The sequence below is a fragment of the Gymnodinialimonas ulvae genome, assembly GCF_037543845.1.
In the GTDB taxonomy this organism is placed as follows: domain Bacteria; phylum Pseudomonadota; class Alphaproteobacteria; order Rhodobacterales; family Rhodobacteraceae; genus Gymnodinialimonas; species Gymnodinialimonas ulvae.
The window spans coordinates 107,266-124,857 of record NZ_JBBIFX010000004.1; the positions used below are offsets into that span (position 1 = coordinate 107,266).

A 17,592-nucleotide genomic window follows, 5' to 3' on the forward strand; every position below is an offset into this window, starting at 1 on the left:
CCTCCCTTCAGAAATAGATATCCGCTGCCGCAATCCGGCGCGGACCTTTGGATGTTTCAAGTACGAGATTGCCCGCCGTGTCCATGTCCGTGAAGGTTCCGGTGATCTCTTCTTGCGGAAGACGGGCTGTGATGACCTCGCCGATCCGGGCGGCGTGTGCCAGCCAAGCGGTGCGGGTCGGACCGAAGCCATAGGTCGCAAGGCTGGCTTCATGTCGGGCGAAGGGCGGGGCGAGCGCGTCGAGGAAAGCCTCCGGTGTCGTGGTGACGCCGACTTCACGCAAGGACACCGGCGGCAGGGCGAAGGGTTCTAGCGCGGCGGCCTCGGGCACGGATGCGAGATTGACGCCGATCCCGATGATCAAATGGCTGACCCCGCCTTTGCCGTTGCCTATGCTTTCCAGCAGGATCCCCGCCAGCTTGCCGCCATGCAGCAGCACGTCATTGGGCCATTTCAGCGACAGCGCCTCCGCCGGGCAACCCACCACGATCAACGCATCGCGCAACGCCAGGGACGCCGTGAAGGACCGCAGCGCGATCTGATCCACCGGCCCGTCCGGGCGCAGTGTCAGAGAAGCCGCGAAATTGCCCGGCGGCATTGACCATGCCCTGCCCCGGCGCCCGCGCCCGGCGGTCTGCCTCAACGCCAAAAGCCATTCCGGCCCGGCCAGCGTCGGAGCCCTGCGCGCGGCCTCGGCCATTGTGCTGTCGGTCTCGGGCAGGACGCGGCGGCCCACATCGGCGGGCCAGTCCGTCATTTCAGCGGGTCAGCATTTCTGCGGCCAGCGCGGCAGAGCCTTCGATCCCGAAAAGGTTGATCCCCGGCACCCAGCCCAAACCGATGACCAAGGCCATCACGATCAGGCCCGCATAGGTGGCCAGCCCCATCCGGCCGTCAAGTCCTTCACGCGGCTCGCCGAAATACATCAGATAGATAATCCGGATATAGTAAAACGCCCCAATGACCGACGCGATCACCCCGGCAATGGCAAGCCAAACCATGCCCGCATCCACGGCCGCGACCAGAACCGCGTATTTGCCGAAGAAGCCCAGAAGCGGCGGCACACCGGCCAGCGAGAACATCAGCACAAGGATCGCCATCGCCTTGCCCGGTTCCTTGGAGGCAAAGGCCGACAGGGACGAGATTTCGGTCACATGCTGCCCGTCGCGCTCCATCGACAGGATGAAGGCGAAGGTACCGATGTTCATGGCCACGTAAATCGCCATGTAGATCAACATCGCCTCGACGCCCATGGCCGTGCCGGCGGCCAGACCCATGAGCGCAAAGCCCATGTGTGAGATCGAGGAATAGGCCATCAGGCGCTTGAGGTCCGTCTGTCCAATCGCGGCAATCGCGCCCAGGAACATCGAGACGACCGCAAGGAAGGCCACGATCTGCTGCCAATCGCCCACAACACCGCCGAATGCGTCATGCACGACGCGCGCGAACAGCGCCATCGCGGCGACCTTGGGTGCGGTCGCGAAGAGCGCCGTGATCGGTGTGGGCGAGCCTTCATAGACATCCGGCGTCCACATGTGGAACGGCGCGGCGGAGACCTTGAAGGCCAGACCGGCCAGGATGAACACCAGACCGAACAGCAGGCCAAGGGACAATTCGCCGTTCGCCGCTTCGATGATCCCGGCGAATTGCGTGGTGCCGGAATAGCCATAGGTCAGCGAGATGCCATAAAGCAAAAGACCAGAGCTGAGCGCGCCGAGGACAAAGTATTTCAGACCCGCTTCGGTAGAACGCACGCTGTCGCGGCGCAGCGAAGCCACGACGTAAAGCGCCAGCGACTGAAGCTCCAACCCCATATACAGCGCCAGCATGTCACCGGCCGAGACCATGAACATCATGCCAACCACGGCCAGAACGATCAGCATCGGGAACTCGAACCGTAAAAGGTCGGTCTTGCTCATATAGTCCTGACTGATCGCGAGAATGGCGGCGGCGGAGAGCAGGATGGTGATCTTTGCAAACCGGCTGAAAGCGTCGTCGACGAACATGCCGTCGAACGCCTCGCGCGCGCCCTGCCCGGTGATGCCGATGTAGAAGGCCATGATCACGAACAACAACGCCGTGCCCCATGTCAGCGCCGGGGCAAGGCCGTCTTTCGTCGTGTAGACCGCCGCCATGAGTCCGCCCATCGCAAACAGCGACAGGACGATTTCCGGCGTCAGGATGGCAAGGTCGGCTCCGAGCATATCAGGCGTCCTTTAATGGTTCGCGGCGACGTGGGTGTGCGGCTCAAACGCGGCCACCGCGACGTCGTAGTTTTCAACAAGGGCACCGACCGAGGGACCGATCACGTCGGTCACAAGGCTGGGGTAGACGCCCAGTAGGATCGTCATCACCACCAGTGGCGCAAAGATCATCCGCTCGCGCGGGGTAATGTCCTGAATGGTCTTGAGGCTTTCCTTGATCAGATCGCCAAAGACCACCCGGCGGTAGAGCCACAGGGCGTAGCACGCGCTGAGGATGACGCCGGTTGCGGCAAAGACACCGACCCATGTGTTCACCTGGAACACCCCGATCAGCGTCAGGAATTCGCCCACAAACCCCGACGTCCCAGGAAGGCCCACATTGGCCATGGTGAACAGCATGAAGATCAGCGCATAGGCCGGCATCCGCACCACCAACCCGCCATAGGCGTCGATATCACGGGTGTGCATCCGGTCGTAAATCACGCCCACACACAAAAACAATGCGCCCGAGATGAAGCCGTGGCTGATCATCTGGAAAATCGCGCCATCCACGCCGTTCTGGTTGGCCGCGAAAATCCCCATCGTCACAAACCCCATATGCGCGACCGAGGAATAGGCAATCAGCTTTTTCATATCCTCCTGCACCATCGCGACCAGCGAGGTGTAGACGATGGCGATTACGCTCATCCACAGGACCAGCGGCGCCAGCAGGTCGGAGGCGACCGGGAACATCGGCAAGCTGAACCGCAGGAATCCGTATCCCCCCATCTTCAGCAGAACCGCCGCCAGAATGACCGAGCCCGCCGTCGGCGCCTGCACGTGGGCATCGGGCAGCCACGTGTGCACCGGCCACATCGGCATCTTGACCGCGAAGCTCGCAAAGAAGGCGAGGAACAGCATGGTCTGCAAGCCGCCGATCACCTGGAAGCCAAGGACAGAGAACGTCTCGGTCGCGAAGTTGTGCTGCAAAAGCTGCGTGATGTCGGTCGTGCCCGCATCAACGAACATGGCGATCATCGCCACCAGCATGAGGACGGAGCCGAGGAAGGTATAGAGGAAGAACTTGAAGCTGGCGTAGATGCGATTCTTGCCGCCCCAGATGCCGATGATCAGGAACATCGGGATCAGGCCCGCCTCGAAGAACAGGTAGAACAGCACCAGATCCAGCGCCACGAAGACGCCGATCATCAGCGTCTCCAACACCAGCATCGCGATCATGTATTCTTTCACGCGGTGCGTCACGCCCCAGCACGAAGCGATGGTGATCGGCATCAGGAACGTGGTGAGCATCACGAACAGGATCGAAATTCCGTCCACACCGACGCGGTATTGCAACCCGAAGAGCCATTCACTTTCCTCGACCAGCTGGAAGCCGGTGTTTTGCGGATCGAATTGAACCAGCAGGAACAGCGAAATCAGGAAGGTGAAAGCCGTCGCCGCAAAGGCCAGTCGCTTGGCGTTAAGCTGCGCCGCCGCATCGTCGCCGCGCAAGAACACAGCCATGATAATGGCCGCGACCGCAGGCAGGAAGGTGACGATGGAGATCAGATTATCCATGTTTCTTACCCTGCCGTAAGCGTCATCCATGTGATCAGGATCACGATCCCGAGCACCATGGCGAAGGCGTAGTGGAAGATGTAGCCGGATTGCAGCCGGTTCAGATGCCGCGTGAAGAACGGCACGACGCCCATGGCCAGCCCGTTGATCCCTCCGTCGATCACGGCCCCGTCGCCGCCCTTCCAAAGGAACCGCCCGAGCCATTTCGCAGAGCGCACAAAGAGGAAATCATAGGCCTCGTCGAAGTACCATTTGTTGAGAAGGAAGGCGTAAAGCGGCCGGTTCTGCGCCGCGAGGCGTCCGGGGATCGACGGGTTCACGATGTAAAAGACAAAGGCCGTGGCGAAACCCAACAGCATCGCAAAGAACGGCGCGAGTTTCACCCACGTGGGCACGGAATGGGCGTCGTTGAGCACGTGATTGTCAGGCGCGTGGTGAATGGCCCCTTCGCCCGGCGCGCCAGTGAACACGTAGTGTGTCTCTTCGGCGTGGCTTCCAGCGTCAGCATGTTCTTCATCGCCGTGGCCTTCATCCGCGTGTTCCTCGTCGCCGTGGCCCGCATCCGCATGCTCTTCCGCAGCATAGGGCACGCCAAAGAACTGCGCGACGTAGTTGGTCTTGCCGAAGAAGCTGCCGTACCAGACCATCCCGGCCAGCACCGCACCCACCGCCAGCGCACCCAGCGGCACCAACATGGTTTTCGGGCTTTCATGGGCATGATCGTGGGTATGCTTGTCACCGCGCGGCTCGCCATAGAACGTCAGGAACATCAGGCGCCACGAATAGAAGCTTGTGAACAGCGCCCCGATCACCAGCGCCCAGAAGGCAAAACTGCCCAGGTCGCCGCCAAAGGCAAAGGCGCTCTCGATCACCGCGTCCTTGGATACGAAGCCCGCAAAGCCGATGGGGAAGCCCACATACAGCAGCGGGATACCGACCCCCGTGATCGCCAGCGTTCCGATCATCATCGCCCAGAACGTATAGGGCAGCTTGTGACGCAAACCGCCGTAGTTTCGCATGTCCTGTTCATGGTGCATGCCGTGGATCACCGATCCCGCACCAAGAAACAGCATCGCCTTGAAGAACGCATGGGTCAAAAGGTGGAACATCGCGACCGAATAGACGCCGACACCGGCGGCCACGAACATGTAGCCAAGCTGCGACATCGTCGAATAGGCGATCACCCGTTTGATGTCGTTCTGCACAAGGCCGATTGTTGCCGCGACGAAGGCCGACAAGGCGCCCACGATGATGATGAAATTGCCCGCCATCGGCGCGTATTCGATGATCGGCGACATCCGGCAGACAAGGAACACCCCCGCCGTCACCATGGTCGCCGCGTGGATCAGGGCCGACACCGGCGTCGGGCCTTCCATCGCGTCCGGCAGCCATGTGTGCAGCAACAACTGCGCCGACTTGCCCATCGCGCCGATGAACAGGAGGAACGCAATGGTCTCGGCCGCGTTCAATTCCATCCCGAGGAAGGAAATGCTCATCTCGGCAAGGTTCGCGCCCTCGGCAAGGATCACGTCGAACTGGATCGAATCCGTCATCCAGAAGATCGCGAAGATGCCCAGAAGGAAGCCGAAGTCCCCGACCCGGTTCACGATGAATGCCTTCATCGCCGCCGCCCCAGCGGAGGGTTTGCGGTAGTAGAACCCGATCAGGAGGTAGGACGCCACGCCGACCCCTTCCCAGCCGAAGAACAGCTGCAAAAGGTTGTCCGCCGTGACCAGCATCAGCATCGCGAAGGTGAAAAACGACAGGTACGCGAAGAAGCGCGGGCGATACGACTCGCCTTCCTTGAAGTTCTCGTCATGGGCCATGTAGCCGAACGAATACAGGTGCACGAGGGCCGAAACAGAGGTGATGACGATCAGCATGATCGCCGTCAAACGGTCGATGCGGATCGCCCAATCGGTGAACAGCGTGCCGGACTCGATCCACGTCAGAATGCTGGTCGAATACGAACCGTTATCATGCGCTGACGGGTCGAACGTCAGGAAGATGATCCAAGACAAAAGGCACGACAGCGCCAGCATCAACGTGGCGACGACGCAGGCCGCCTGTTCCCCGATCAACCGCCAGGTGAACCCACAGATAAGCGCGCCGACGAGAGGGGCGAAGAGTAGGATTTGTTCCATGATCTCAGCCCTTCAGATTGTCGAACGCTTCGACGTCGACCGTGCCGCGGTTGCGGAAGAAACAGACGAGAATGGCCAGGCCAATCGCGGCTTCGGCCGCTGCAACCGTCAGGATGAACAAGGTGAACACCTGCCCCGTCAGATCACCCAGAAACGAAGAAAACGCCACGAGGTTAATGTTCACGCTCAGTAGCATCAGCTCCAGTGACATCAGAATGATGATGACATTCTTCCGGTTCAGGAAGATGCCGAAGATCCCGATGACAAACAGCGCGGCGGCCACCGTCAGGTAATGTTCAAGGCCAATGGTCATTCTGGTCGTCCCTCAGCGGTTGCCCGCGTCTTCATTATCCAGCCGTCAGAGCCCTTGCCCCGGCTTCACATCTTTCAATTCCATGGCCTTGGCCGGGTCGCGCATCATCTGCGCAACGGGGCTCTGACGCTTGACGTCCACGCGGTGGCGCAGCGTCAACACGATCGCCCCCACCATCGCGACCAGCAGGATCAGACCCGACATCTGGAACACCATGAAATACTCGTCGTAGAGGATCAGCCCGAGCGCCTGCGTGTTGTGCGCCACGTCGAGCGGCGGAGCCGGATTGCCAAGGCGCGCGTCGATCCCGTCCGAGAACTGCCAGGACCCGAAGGCCAGTGTCAGCTGCATCAACAAGACCAAACCGATAAGACCGCCCAAGGGCACATATTTCGCCATCTCTGCCTTGAGCTCGGCGAAATCGACATCGAGCATCATCACCACGAACAAAAACAGCACCGCGACCGCACCCACGTAGACGATGATCAGAAGCATCGCGACGAATTCCGCCCCCAGCAACACGAACAGGCCCGCGGCACTCAAGAACGACAGGATCAACCACAGGACGGAGTGAACTGGGTTCTTCGACACGACGGTGAAAAGCCCCCCCGTGATCACCGACAGCGCGAACAGGTAGAAGGTGAAATCAGCTATCGTCATGCCTCGTCCCCTTGGATCGCCTGTTGCGCAAGACCCATGGCCTTGTTCATCGCGGGCACGCCGCCGAACATCGCGGCCATGCCGATGGTTTCGGCCACCTCCTGCTCGGTCGCGCCGGCTTCTATCGCATGCCGCACCGACAATCGGATCTGCGCCTCGGCCACCGCACCTTGTACCGTCAGGCCCAGGATGGTCAGCAACAGCCGCGTTTTTGCGTCGAGACCGCCGGGGTTGAACTGCTTGCCCATGAAGGCTTCCAGCATCTCTGCGGGAACCGTCGGCCACATCTTGTCCATCGACGCCGGGTTGAAAGACGCCATTGCCGGATTAACCGACTTCAGCCAATCCTGCGTCATGTCCTGCGTCTGCTTGAACAGCGCCTCGAAGGGGTTTTGATCGCTCATCGGTACGGCGCGTCCAACTCTAGGTTCTTGGCAATCGCCGCTTCCCAACGCTCGCCGTTATCAAGGAGCTTTTCCTTGTCGTAGAACAGCTCTTCGCGGGTCTCGGTCGCGAACTCGAAATTCGGCCCCTCAACGATGGCATCGACCGGGCAGGCCTCCTGGCAGAAGCCGCAATAGATGCATTTCGTCATGTCGATGTCGTAGCGGGTCGTGCGCCGCGAGCCGTCTTCGCGTGGCTCGGCGTCAATCGTGATCGCCTGCGCCGGGCACACGGCCTCGCACAATTTACAGGCAATGCACCGCTCTTCACCGTTGGGATACCGGCGCAGCGCATGTTCACCCCGGAAACGTGGCGACAACGGTCCCTTTTCATGCGGATAGTTCACCGTGACCTTGGGCGAGAACATGTACTTCAGGCCAAGCCCGAAGGCTTTGAAGAAGTCAGTGAACAAAAAATACTTCGCCGCGCGGGTGTAGTCGATCTGGGTCATTCGTTTAGCCCCCCATCAAGAACCGGGCATAGAACCCGCCGAACACTTCGAACTTCGCCATGAATGCCACGAACACGACCCAGAACAGGCTGAACGGAAGGAACACTTTCCACCCCAACCGCATCAACTGATCGTAGCGGTAGCGCGGCACGATCGCCTTCACCATCGAGAAGCAGAAGAACACGGCACCCATCTTGAGGATGAACCAGAAGATGCCATCGGGCAGGCCCGGAATGGGCGACAGCCAGCCCCCGAAGAACAGCAACGTGATCAGTGCGCACATCAGAACGACGGCGACCAACTCACCGATCATGAACAACAAAAACGGCGTCGAGGAATACTCGACCTGATATCCCGCGACCAGTTCAGACTCTGCCTCGGGTAGGTCGAAGGGTGGGCGGTTCGTTTCGGCCAGCGCCGAGACGAAGAACAGGAACAACATCGGCAGATGTGGCAGCCAGTACCAGTTGAACAGCCCGTAATTGCCGTCCTGCGCCGCGACAATCGCGCCAAAATTCATCGACCCGGTCGAGATGATGATACCGATGATGATCAGGCCAATCGACACCTCGTAGGAGATCATCTGCGCGGCCGAGCGCAATGACCCAAGGAACGGGTATTTCGAGTTGCTGGCCCATCCGCCCATGATCACGCCGTAGACCTCCAACGAGGAGACGGCAAACACGAACAGGATGGCCACATTGATATCCGACAGGACCCAACCGTCATTGAACGGGATCACCGCCCAGGCCAGCAGCGACATCACCAGCGTGACCATGGGGGCCATTAGGAAAACCGGGCGGTCCGCGCCGGCGGGAATCACGATTTCCTTGATGATGTATTTTCCAAAATCCGCGAAACTCTGCAGCAGGCCGAAGGGGCCCACGACGTTCGGGCCTTTCCGCATCATCACGGCGGCCCAGATCTTGCGATCCGCATACATCAGGAAGGCGAGTGCAACCAGAAGCGGCACCACGATCAACAAACACTGGAGAAGGATGATTAGGATCATCCCCGGGGTGGTCGAGAGAAAGGCGTCCATTGGTCGTATCTTCCTTGGCTCGGGGCCCTTTGGTCATCGTATCAGACCAACGGTATCCCTTGCTCCGTGCAATCTTCCGCAACCACCTGAGCCTCGAGCGTCTGCAACCCGCGCGGGAGTTCCGGCGAGATGGTGTAAACCGCATCTGCGACCCAAACGCCACCCTCTTCGGTGATACTTGTGCGCACATGTCGCGCAAATGCGTAGCTACGGATCAACGTATATTGCGCGGCAGCACAGCGCGCATAGGCATCGACGTCGGCTGCGCTGGCCATCCCGGTCATCTGCGCGCGAAAATTAACCAAATCATCGTCCAGAAGCCGGGTCTCGATCCCGTCATAGCTCGGCGGCACCACCGGCGCGTCCGGCGCCGGGGCCTCGGGTTCGGCCACGCATGCAGCGAGGGCCAACATCGCGCAGGCTGCGATCACGACACGCCGACGGCCGCGCGTCACGCGCCTACTCCGCAGCCAGCGGCGCGGCGCGGCGCGCTTTGGCATTGGCGCTCAGCTCGGCCATCAGGTTTGAGGCCCGCGTGATCGGGTTGGTCAGGTAATGATCCGTGATCGGGCTGGCGAAATCGCCCGTGCCAAGCGTGCCAAGCGGCAGCGCATCGCCTGTGTTCTCCGCCACATCATCAATCAGCGCCAGGTGCGGCGCACCCTCGACCATCAGCTTGCGCAGGGCCGCAATCGTGTCGAACGGCAGTGTCGCACCAATCTCCGCCGACAGCGCCCGCAAGATCGCCCAGTTCTCCCGCGCTTCACCGGGCGGGAAGCCCGCGCGCATTGCCAGTTGGGGCCGCCCTTCAGTGTTCACAAACAGACCCTGTTCTTCCGTGTAGGCCGCGCCCGGCAGGATCACATCGGCGCGGTGCGCCCCCCGATCCCCGTGCGAGCCTTGGTAAATCACGAACGCACCGGCGGCGATATCGACCTCGTCCGCGCCCAGATTATGGATCACGTCCGCGCCCTGCACCGCCGCCATCGCATCGGGGTTGGTCGCGCCCACATCCATCGCGCCCACCCGGCCCGCCGCCGTGTGCAGCACCAAAAGGCCCGACCCGGTCGCCTCCGCCACTTTCTGCGCATGAGCCAGAACCGCTTCGCCGTCCTCGCCCTGCATCGCGCCTTGGCCCACGATCACAAGGGACGGCACGTCCTTCACCTCGCCGAACTCCCGCGCGGCAAGGTCTTTCAACGCCGCACGATCCGTGCCCATGTGGACATAATCATACGTCAGATCAACGGCTTCGCCGATCAAGGCCACATTCGCGCCCTTGCTCCAGGCCTTGCGGATGCGCGCGTTCAGAACCGGCGCTTCGACACGCGGGTTCGTTCCGATCAGCATGATGTATTGCGCGGTGTCCAGATCCTCGATCGCCGCCGTCCCGACATAGGCAGCGCGGTTGCCTGCGGGCAATTTGGCGCCATCGGTGCGGCATTCCACAGCGCCGCCCTGCCCTTCGACCAACAGCTTCAGCGCATAGGCCGCCTCGGTCGGGGCCAGATCGCCGACCAGACCGGCCAGCTTGGAGGCGCCCTTGATCTTCTCGGCGGCCAGGCCCATCGCCTCACCCCAGCTTGCCGGGCGCAGCTTGCCATTTTCGCGGATATACGGGCGGTCCAGCCGCTGCCGGCGCAGCCCGTCCCAAACGTACCGCGACTTGTCCGAGAGCCATTCCTCGTTCACACCATCGTGGTTGCGCGGCAGGATGCGCATCACTTCGCGGCCCTTTGTATCCACACGGATGTTCGACCCAAGCGCATCCATCACGTCGATGCTTTCGGTCTTGGTCAACTCCCATGGCCGCGCGGTGAAGCTGTAGGGTTTTGACGTCAGCGCGCCCACCGGGCACAGGTCGACGATGTTGCCCTGCATCTCGCTCTCAAGCGTCTGGCCGAGATAGCTGGTGATCTCGCTATCCTCACCGCGCCCTGTCTGGCCCATCTCGGGCATGCCCGCGACCTCGGTGATGAACCGCACACACCGCGTACACGAAATGCACCGCGTCATCGCCGTACCGACCAGCGGCCCCAGTTCCAGCTCGGTCGCGGCGCGCTTGGGCTCGCGGTAGCGGCTGAAATCGACGCCGTATGCCATCGCCTGATCCTGAAGATCACATTCGCCGCCCTGATCGCAGATCGGGCAATCCAGCGGATGGTTGATCAGGAGGAACTCCATCACCCCCTCGCGCGCCTTCTTGACCATGGGCGAGTTTGTCTTGACCACCGGCGGCTGCCCCTCGGGCCCCGGCCGCAGGTCCTTGACCTGCATCGCGCAGGAGGCGGCGGGTTTCGGTGGACCACCGACCACTTCCACAAGGCACATCCGGCAGTTGCCCGCGATGGTCAGCCGCTCGTGATAGCAGAAACGTGGGATTTCGATCCCGGCCTGTTCACAGGCCTGGATCAGGGTCATGGCTGGATCAACCTCAATCTCGTTGTCGTCGATGATGATCTTGCGCAAATCGCTCATGGGGACCGGTCCTTTCCCTGAACGCGCAGGCGCGCGCTCACATGTCTGGACCGTGTTCTACCCCTAGCGGAGCAATCTGCCAATTGGCGAACCGGCGGTAATTTCGTCGCGCCCCACGCGGCACACCGCCGCCTCGTCGTCGCGATCCACGCCGCGTGCGGCGAACCAGTCTTCCATGATGGCCCGATATCGCGCCTGCTCGGACCGGTCTTCGATGAACGCATCGACATCGCGGCGGCTGACGCCAAGATCGCCCGCGCGGTCCACCAATCCTTCGGCAAAGGCCCACGCCCGCACCAGGCGCGGACGAATATCATCGCAGACGTTCTGAATCTCGCGCCCGACGGAGATCACGGTCAGACCGGAATGGATTTCGGGATCATCGCGCAACACCTGCCAATTTGCGTTTTGGGCATGGCCCACGGTCGTGAACAATCCAGTGGCCAGAATAACGCCTGCGACGGCTGCGATCCGGAAGGGGGTAATCATTTTTCTTGTCCCTTTGCATAGGTTTGGCCCGTTTCCGAGACGGCACATGGGGACAAGGCCCCGCGTTATTCAATGTCAGGCCCGCGTTATCGCGCCCATCGGCGCCTATTCGCCGCCAGCAGCGTCACATCCGGCAGCCGACCAATGCCCGGTTCCCGCGACATCGCGCCAACCAAAGTAAAGCGGGACGCTGTCGATGACATAATCCAGACAATGGGCCTGCATCGCCTCAAGCGCCGGGCCGCGCGCCTCGAACGGCACCGCACGGCCATTGAGCGTGCGCACCACCAGACCGCCCTGAATTGGGATCGGCTCGATCACGCTGCCATCGGGCAGATCGCTGGGGCTGAAAACGATCACATTCCGGTCGGCTTGCACCTGCAGCGGCCCGATCTCGGTCACATAGATCTGCGGCCCGACACACGCCGCAAGAAGCAGCGGAAGCGTCAGCAAGACCCTCACAACCGGACGCCCCAGAAGGCGACGATCAACCACGCCAGCACCGTCACGATGGAAACCGCAAGGACCGCATAAATCGCGGCCTCCATCCGTTCCGGCGTGTTCAGCACGATGGCGACACCCGAGGCGAGCATGCCGCCCATCACCGCGCCCAGAATGCCGCCGCCAAGGCCCCAAAATTGATAAAACAGCGCCGCCCCAAGCAGCGCGCACGCCAGATAAATGATCGCCAGAGAATACCAGTAGACCCGTACCATGCCTGCCGCCCTTTGCCCTCAACCCGCCGGTGCGATGCCCAAAGGCCCGCCCGGTCATTTTGACGAGAGGATAGGAAAATCAGGGGAATCCGGCAATATGGCGGCGCAATGGCCTCGCCGGGGGTGAGTCCCTCAGGTCACAGAGGGTTTGCGCCGCGCCTTGCTCAAAACCGCGCTCACCCGGGCAAAGACCCCCCGCAGTCCGCCCATCAACTCAGGCGGCAGCCCCTCCGGCGCGGTGTCGTGTGGCGCGCGTTGCGCCGCGCGCAGCCGGTCCTGAACCTCGCGTTCCAGCACCTTTGCATCGACATGTCCGTAACACATGGCGCAGTCTCCTAGCCCGAGCGCAGAAGCCGCCCAATTGGGCTGCCCGAGGCGACTTCACGTCCGGCATAGGCGCAGAGTGCGTCCGTGTCGCCGGGTGTAACGCCTTCGCGGCCCATGCGGGCGATGACACCGTCGAGCACGCGATCCTCATCTGTGCTTTGCACCGCTTGCAGAACGTCCAATTCGGTGTGGCCCGCCGCCAGCATCACATCAACCCACTGCTCGGTCATCGCTTCGATGGAACTGCGCGTCCGGTATTGCGGGCAAATATCGGCCATGATCTCGGCGGTGGCGGCATTGGATGCAAACGCCTCGAATTGCGCCTGCACGCCGGTGGGCTGCGCGACACAGCCCGCCACTGCCAGCGCGGCGACTGCTGCAAGCGCCCTCATTCCGCAGCCACCTGAACGGTGCCGTCACGGCGGACCTTGATGCGGTCCTCGATCTCGTCGCGGAAGTTGCGGATCAGACCCTGAATGGGCCACGCCGCCGCATCGCCAAGCGCGCAGATCGTGTGGCCCTCGACCTGCTTGGTGACGTCCCAGAGCATGTCGATTTCCTCGACCTGCGCCTCGCCCTTCACCAACCGCTCCATCACCCGCATCATCCAGCCGGTGCCTTCACGGCACGGCGTGCATTGGCCACAGCTTTCGTGCTTGTAGAAACACGCCAGCCGCCAGATCGCCTTGATGATATCGGTCTGCTTGTCCATCACGATGACCGCCGCCGTGCCAAGGCCCGAGCCCAGTTCATTGCGCAGGTAGTCGAAATCCATGATGGCGTCTTTCATGTTCTCGCCACGCACGCAGGGCACCGACGAGCCGCCCGGGATCACCGCCTTGAGGTTGTCCCAACCGCCCCTGATGCCACCGCAATGGGTCTCGATCAGCTCCTCGAACGAGATGCTCATCGCCTCTTCCACGACGCAGGGCCGGTTCACATGGCCCGAAATCGCGAACAGCTTCGTGCCCGCATTGTTCGGGCGGCCAAAGCCCGCGAACCATTCCGCACCCCGGCGCAGGATCGTCGGCACCACGGCAATCGATTCGACGTTGTTCACCGTGGTCGGGCAGCCATAAAGCCCCGCCCCCGCCGGGAACGGCGGCTTCATCCGGGGCATGCCCTTGCGGCCCTCAAGGCTCTCCAGAAGCGCGGTTTCCTCGCCGCAGATATACGCACCCGCGCCGTGCACCAGGTACAGGTCGAAATCCCAACCGGACTTGGCGGCATCCTTGCCCAGAAGGCCCGCATCATAGGCCTCGTCAATCGCGGCCTGAAGCGCCTCGCGCTCGCGGATGTACTCGCCACGGATGTAGATGTAGCAGGCGTTGGCGTTCATCGCGAAAGACGCGATCAGGCACCCTTCGATCAAAGTGTGCGGATCATGGCGCATGATCTCGCGGTCCTTGCAGGTGCCGGGCTCGGATTCGTCGGCATTCACCACAAGATACGCCGGACGACCATCGCTTTCCTTGGGCATGAACGACCATTTCAGGCCGGTCGGAAAACCCGCTCCGCCGCGCCCGCGCAGCCCACTGGCTTTCATGATTTCAACGATCTTGTCCCGGCCCAGACCGATCAGGTCCTTGGTGCCATCCCAATGGCCGCGCGCCTTGGCACCCGCAAGGGTGCGGTCATGCATGCCGTAGATGTTGGTGAAGATCCGGTCTTTGTCCTGCAACATGGGCTAAATCCTTGGTCCGGGCGCGGGGTCCGACCGCGCGCCTTCAGCTTTGTCTGCGCTCTTTCCATACCCAATACGTGACCACGAGCGCCCACACCAGTGCCCCAATCGCCGCAAGGTCGAACAAGAACACCACGCGGGCGGGCCAGCCCAACTGCCCACCGACAAACTGCGCGCCCATCCACAAAACCATCGTGGCCGCCATCACAAGCGCCGCGCGCCGGATCTGGCGCACGCGGCGTTGTTCTTCGGGTGAAACGGGTTTCTTCGCGGGCATCACACAGGCCCCGAAAACGAAAGCTGCGCGACCAGGTCGCGCAGCATCATGTCAGTCGGATCTTGCATATCTCACCTGTCAGACAGCCTTGGCCTGAGGATCAATATACATCGCCATCGTCGACTTTCTTGGAAAACTCGGTCTCGCCGCCTGAGGCCAGAAGCCGCGCCTGTTCGACCCAGGTGTCGCGCGTCACGCGGCCCTTGAACCCTTCGAGGTTGGCATCGACCCAGGCGACCTCGTCCGGGGTCCAGGAGGCGATCTGGTCGAAATGGTAGAAGCCGAGGCTGTTGCACAGCTTCTCCATCTTCGGACCCACGCCCTTGATCCGCTTGAGGTCATCGGCCTTGCCGCCGCGCGGCCCGTCGAGCGCCGCGGGCCGTGTGCCCTCATCGGTGCCCTCGACCACGCCGTCGCCGTCGTAATCCACGCCCTCGGGCGCAGCAGGCGGTGCAGCAGCCGCCGCCGCCCGCGCGGCTTCGGCTTCGGCTGCCGCTTTGTCCTCAGCCGCTTTCCTGTCCGCCGCGGCCTTGGCATCTTGTGCGTCCGCCGCGGCCTTGGCATCTTGTGCGGCCTTGGCGTCCGCCGCGGCCTTCGCATCCGCCGCAGCCTTGGCCTCGGCCGCCTTCGCGTCCGCCGCGCTGGTATCAAAGGCCGCGGTCGCTGCGGCGGCTGTTGTCGCTCCGGCGCCGGCCGTAGCCGCGGTTTGACCCGTTTTCGCCTGATGCGGGGCTGCAGGCGCACGGCACATGGTGATCGTCAGGATCGCGCCCAAGACAAGCAGCACAAGCACGCCCATGAAAGCGCCTTGCATGAAGCTCCAGCCGCCAAGGATCCATAGCGCAGCCGCCGTAAACAGACCCACAAGCGCGGCAATTCCCCAGCTCCAGGCCAGGCACTCCACTCCACCGGATTTTGACATGATCAGACCCCCAAGTCGTTCATCGTTTTTTGTTCAGAACGACTCTTAGCGCAGGATTCGGCCCCTGTCTTCCGTGGAAAAGACAGATTGCCGCAGTCTGGCACGCCAGCCACAGTTTTCCCCGTAAAACGGCCTAACCTTCGCGCGCCAGCTCGCTGGCCTGCGCGATCCAATTGTCGCGCTCGATTCGGCCCTTGAACTTCAGGCGCGCATCGACCCAGGCGACCTCTGACGGACCCCATGCGGCGATCTGATCGAAATGGTAGAAGCCCATGTCGTTGAGCACACCTTCAAGCTTCGGGCCGACGCCGCTGATGCGCTTGAGGTCATCCGCCCCACCCGCGCGGGCCGCCTTCAATTGCTCGGGCGCCTGTTCTTCCACGGCGTCCACCGGGTCTCGCTTGGAGGGCGGCTTGGCCTTGGATATTGCCTTGGCCTGGGCTTTGGCGACACCGGTGTTGTCGGCGGGGGCCTTGGCGCGGTTCGCAGGCTTTGGCCGCTCTGGCACTTCGGGAACGCCAGCGCCCGATTGCCGGCCCCACGGCGCCAGAAGCGGCACCTCGGTTCCGTCGATGCGCTTGATCGAATCGCCAATATCCGTGGCCAACCGTGCCGATGCGTTCAGCGCATCACGATCCGCCTCATGCGCCTTCAACGCAGTCAAACCGCCCGCCGGTTCCGACGCGTAGCGCCCGTTTTGCGGGCCGGGGGTCGGGACCTCTCCGGCGGCGATCCGGTCGATCAGCGCGCCAAAGCTCTCCGCCGTCAGATCCTCGTAGTAATCCTTGCCGATCTGGGCCATCGGCGCATTGGCGCAGGCCCCGAGGCACTCGACCTCTTCCCAGCTGAACTTGCCATCGGCGCTCAATTCATGGGGTTGCTTCGCGATCTTGTCCTTGGCCACCGCCACCAGATCCTCGGCCCCGCAGATCATGCACGAGGTCGTGCCGCAGATCTGGATATGGGCCAGCGATCCCACCGGCTGAAGCTGGAACATGAAGTAGAACGTCGCCACCTCAAGCGCGCGGATATGCGCCAGACCCAGCATGTCGGCCACCGCCTCGATCGCCGGACGGGTCAGCCAGCCTTCCTGCTCCTGCGCACGCCACAGAAGCGGGATAATCGCACTGGCCGCGCGGCCTTCGGGGTATTTGGTGATCTGCGCCTCGGCCCAGGCCTGATTGGCGGGCGTGAAGGCGAAATGGTCCGGTTGCTCGGGGTGCAGGCGTCGCAGCATGTCTGGGTCGTCCCTGGCGGTCGTTTTGTCGGGACCGGGTTTCGCGCAATCCGGCGCGGATGTCCATGCGCGCTATGGCGCAGGGGCGCGGTCGCGATTGGACTGGCCCGCGTAGAGCGACAGCGCGAACAATGTCCCCTCCGGCACGCAATCGCGCACCTCGAACAGGCCGTGCCGCATCCGCAAATGGCCTGCACGCACATCGGCGGCCACCCGTCCGTGCAACGCCCGCACCACGCTCAGGATCGCGCGCGCCTCCGGGTGGTGGATGGTGGTGCTGCGCAGGCGCAGGGCGAACACTCCGTCCCGGGCCACCTCCGGCCCGATCGGCACGCCAAGCGACGTCATGGCCTGATCCACCAGATAGATGTCGAAGACCGTCACAAGATCACTCGGCAAGGCGCATCCGACGGCCGCATAGGCGCGGTCCACAATCGCCCGAACCGCCCCGTCATCCAGCGCTTCGGCCTGCGCCAAAAGGTCATCCGGAGCGGGTGCCTGGACCCACGCAATATCCCCCGGTCCCGCCGCGATGGCGCCGCCTGTACCAACCGCAAGGCACATCGCCTGGATCCATGTCCATCCCATGAAGCTCAGCCTAAGCCGCAACGGGACGGATCGGAAACGCCAATTCATGCGGAATGCGG

At 62.5% G+C, this 17,592-nt stretch carries 21 protein-coding genes; all 21 read right to left on the reverse strand.

The genetic code is table 11. The annotated features are described in order from the left end of the window. Nucleotides 1-7: 7 nt before the first annotated feature. Nucleotides 8-757: a biotin--[acetyl-CoA-carboxylase] ligase gene (locus tag V8J83_RS17605; protein ID WP_339987800.1), complete on the reverse strand. Its 750-nt coding sequence runs from the start codon at nt 755-757 to the stop codon at nt 8-10. Nucleotide 758: 1 nt separating this feature from the next. Continuing rightward, a complete protein-coding gene (gene nuoN / locus V8J83_RS17610) occupies nt 759-2,204 on the reverse strand; it encodes an NADH-quinone oxidoreductase subunit NuoN (protein WP_339987801.1) in 1,446 nt (481 codons plus the stop codon). A 12-nt stretch (nt 2,205-2,216) separates the two neighbouring features. Continuing rightward, nucleotides 2,217-3,761 carry an NADH-quinone oxidoreductase subunit M gene (locus V8J83_RS17615; protein ID WP_339987802.1) on the reverse strand — a complete coding sequence of 515 codons (1,545 nt, stop codon included), beginning with the start codon at nt 3,759-3,761 and terminating at the stop codon, nt 2,217-2,219. Nucleotides 3,762-3,766: 5 nt separating this feature from the next. Continuing rightward, nucleotides 3,767-5,905, reverse strand: coding sequence for an NADH-quinone oxidoreductase subunit L (gene nuoL, locus V8J83_RS17620; protein WP_339987803.1), 2,139 nt, complete (start codon nt 5,903-5,905; stop codon nt 3,767-3,769). Between the two features lie 4 nt (nt 5,906-5,909). Further along, nucleotides 5,910-6,218: an NADH-quinone oxidoreductase subunit NuoK gene (gene nuoK, locus V8J83_RS17625; RefSeq protein WP_339987804.1), complete on the reverse strand. Its 309-nt coding sequence runs from the start codon at nt 6,216-6,218 to the stop codon at nt 5,910-5,912. Nucleotides 6,219-6,263: 45 nt separating this feature from the next. Then, entirely contained in the window at nt 6,264-6,878 is a 615-nt protein-coding gene (locus tag V8J83_RS17630) for an NADH-quinone oxidoreductase subunit J (RefSeq protein ID WP_339987805.1), read from the reverse strand. Beyond that, nucleotides 6,875-7,282 (reverse strand): carboxymuconolactone decarboxylase family protein, encoded by a 408-nt coding sequence (locus tag V8J83_RS17635; protein ID WP_339987806.1) that lies wholly within the window; start codon nt 7,280-7,282, stop codon nt 6,875-6,877. Before V8J83_RS17635 ends, V8J83_RS17630 begins: the two co-directional genes overlap by 4 nt. Then, entirely contained in the window at nt 7,279-7,773 is a 495-nt protein-coding gene (gene nuoI, locus V8J83_RS17640) for an NADH-quinone oxidoreductase subunit NuoI (protein WP_339987807.1), read from the reverse strand. The genes V8J83_RS17635 and nuoI overlap by 4 nt, the downstream gene beginning before the upstream one ends. 4 nt (nt 7,774-7,777) lie before the next feature. Continuing rightward, nucleotides 7,778-8,815, reverse strand: coding sequence for an NADH-quinone oxidoreductase subunit NuoH (nuoH, locus tag V8J83_RS17645; protein WP_339987808.1), 1,038 nt, complete (start codon nt 8,813-8,815; stop codon nt 7,778-7,780). Nucleotides 8,816-8,856: 41 nt separating this feature from the next. Next, a complete protein-coding gene (locus V8J83_RS17650; RefSeq protein ID WP_339988031.1) occupies nt 8,857-9,228 on the reverse strand; it encodes a YNQ4 family lipoprotein in 372 nt (123 codons plus the stop codon). Between the two features lie 46 nt (nt 9,229-9,274). Next, nucleotides 9,275-11,293 (reverse strand): NADH-quinone oxidoreductase subunit NuoG, encoded by a 2,019-nt coding sequence (gene nuoG, locus V8J83_RS17655; protein WP_339987809.1) that lies wholly within the window; start codon nt 11,291-11,293, stop codon nt 9,275-9,277. 63 nt (nt 11,294-11,356) lie between these two features. Further along, nucleotides 11,357-11,782, reverse strand: coding sequence for a DUF5333 domain-containing protein (locus V8J83_RS17660; RefSeq protein WP_339987810.1), 426 nt, complete (start codon nt 11,780-11,782; stop codon nt 11,357-11,359). Between the two features lie 105 nt (nt 11,783-11,887). Continuing rightward, entirely contained in the window at nt 11,888-12,277 is a 390-nt protein-coding gene (locus V8J83_RS17665; RefSeq protein ID WP_339987811.1) for a hypothetical protein, read from the reverse strand. Continuing rightward, nucleotides 12,241-12,498, reverse strand: a complete 258-nt coding sequence (locus V8J83_RS17670) for a hypothetical protein (RefSeq protein ID WP_339987812.1) — start codon at nt 12,496-12,498, stop codon at nt 12,241-12,243. Before V8J83_RS17670 ends, V8J83_RS17665 begins: the two co-directional genes overlap by 37 nt. Before the next feature lie 132 nt (nt 12,499-12,630). Continuing rightward, entirely contained in the window at nt 12,631-12,822 is a 192-nt protein-coding gene (locus V8J83_RS17675; protein ID WP_339987813.1) for a hypothetical protein, read from the reverse strand. 11 nt (nt 12,823-12,833) lie between these two features. After that, nucleotides 12,834-13,217 carry a DUF5333 family protein gene (locus V8J83_RS17680; protein WP_339987814.1) on the reverse strand — a complete coding sequence of 128 codons (384 nt, stop codon included), beginning with the start codon at nt 13,215-13,217 and terminating at the stop codon, nt 12,834-12,836. Further along, nucleotides 13,214-14,509: an NADH-quinone oxidoreductase subunit NuoF gene (gene nuoF, locus V8J83_RS17685; RefSeq protein WP_339987815.1), complete on the reverse strand. Its 1,296-nt coding sequence runs from the start codon at nt 14,507-14,509 to the stop codon at nt 13,214-13,216. The genes V8J83_RS17680 and nuoF overlap by 4 nt, the downstream gene beginning before the upstream one ends. Before the next feature lie 43 nt (nt 14,510-14,552). Further along, nucleotides 14,553-14,786: a DUF5337 domain-containing protein gene (locus tag V8J83_RS17690; RefSeq protein WP_339987816.1), complete on the reverse strand. Its 234-nt coding sequence runs from the start codon at nt 14,784-14,786 to the stop codon at nt 14,553-14,555. A gap of 100 nt (nt 14,787-14,886) precedes the next feature. Beyond that, entirely contained in the window at nt 14,887-15,708 is an 822-nt protein-coding gene (locus V8J83_RS17695) for a helix-hairpin-helix domain-containing protein (RefSeq protein WP_339987817.1), read from the reverse strand. A 133-nt stretch (nt 15,709-15,841) separates the two neighbouring features. Next, nucleotides 15,842-16,945 (reverse strand): NADH-quinone oxidoreductase subunit E, encoded by a 1,104-nt coding sequence (locus tag V8J83_RS17700; RefSeq protein WP_339987818.1) that lies wholly within the window; start codon nt 16,943-16,945, stop codon nt 15,842-15,844. A 72-nt stretch (nt 16,946-17,017) separates the two neighbouring features. Continuing rightward, nucleotides 17,018-17,533: a hypothetical protein gene (locus V8J83_RS17705; protein WP_339987819.1), complete on the reverse strand. Its 516-nt coding sequence runs from the start codon at nt 17,531-17,533 to the stop codon at nt 17,018-17,020. Nucleotides 17,534-17,592 lie beyond the last annotated feature (59 nt).

Bases quoted from the DNA above. Each gene is read 5' to 3' on its own strand.
- V8J83_RS17605 (WP_339987800.1), bottom strand. From the start codon at position 757: ATGACGGACTGGCCCGCCGATGTGGGCCGCCGCGTCCTGCCCGAGACC.
- nuoN (WP_339987801.1), bottom strand. From the start codon at position 2,204: ATGCTCGGAGCCGACCTTGCCATCCTGACGCCGGAAATCGTCCTGTCG.
- V8J83_RS17615 (WP_339987802.1), bottom strand. From the start codon at position 3,761: ATGGATAATCTGATCTCCATCGTCACCTTCCTGCCTGCGGTCGCGGCC.
- nuoL (WP_339987803.1), bottom strand. From the start codon at position 5,905: ATGGAACAAATCCTACTCTTCGCCCCTCTCGTCGGCGCGCTTATCTGT.
- nuoK (WP_339987804.1), bottom strand. From the start codon at position 6,218: ATGACCATTGGCCTTGAACATTACCTGACGGTGGCCGCCGCGCTGTTT.
- V8J83_RS17630 (WP_339987805.1), bottom strand. From the start codon at position 6,878: ATGACGATAGCTGATTTCACCTTCTACCTGTTCGCGCTGTCGGTGATC.
- V8J83_RS17635 (WP_339987806.1), bottom strand. From the start codon at position 7,282: ATGAGCGATCAAAACCCCTTCGAGGCGCTGTTCAAGCAGACGCAGGAC.
- nuoI (WP_339987807.1), bottom strand. From the start codon at position 7,773: ATGACCCAGATCGACTACACCCGCGCGGCGAAGTATTTTTTGTTCACT.
- nuoH (WP_339987808.1), bottom strand. From the start codon at position 8,815: ATGGACGCCTTTCTCTCGACCACCCCGGGGATGATCCTAATCATCCTT.
- V8J83_RS17650 (WP_339988031.1), bottom strand. From the start codon at position 9,228: ATGTTGGCCCTCGCTGCATGCGTGGCCGAACCCGAGGCCCCGGCGCCG.
- nuoG (WP_339987809.1), bottom strand. From the start codon at position 11,293: ATGAGCGATTTGCGCAAGATCATCATCGACGACAACGAGATTGAGGTT.
- V8J83_RS17660 (WP_339987810.1), bottom strand. From the start codon at position 11,782: ATGATTACCCCCTTCCGGATCGCAGCCGTCGCAGGCGTTATTCTGGCC.
- V8J83_RS17670 (WP_339987812.1), bottom strand. From the start codon at position 12,498: ATGGTACGGGTCTACTGGTATTCTCTGGCGATCATTTATCTGGCGTGC.
- V8J83_RS17675 (WP_339987813.1), bottom strand. From the start codon at position 12,822: ATGTGTTACGGACATGTCGATGCAAAGGTGCTGGAACGCGAGGTTCAG.
- V8J83_RS17680 (WP_339987814.1), bottom strand. From the start codon at position 13,217: ATGAGGGCGCTTGCAGCAGTCGCCGCGCTGGCAGTGGCGGGCTGTGTC.
- nuoF (WP_339987815.1), bottom strand. From the start codon at position 14,509: ATGTTGCAGGACAAAGACCGGATCTTCACCAACATCTACGGCATGCAT.
- V8J83_RS17690 (WP_339987816.1), bottom strand. From the start codon at position 14,786: ATGCCCGCGAAGAAACCCGTTTCACCCGAAGAACAACGCCGCGTGCGC.
- V8J83_RS17695 (WP_339987817.1), bottom strand. From the start codon at position 15,708: ATGTCAAAATCCGGTGGAGTGGAGTGCCTGGCCTGGAGCTGGGGAATT.
- V8J83_RS17700 (WP_339987818.1), bottom strand. From the start codon at position 16,945: ATGCTGCGACGCCTGCACCCCGAGCAACCGGACCATTTCGCCTTCACG.
- V8J83_RS17705 (WP_339987819.1), bottom strand. From the start codon at position 17,533: ATGGGATGGACATGGATCCAGGCGATGTGCCTTGCGGTTGGTACAGGC.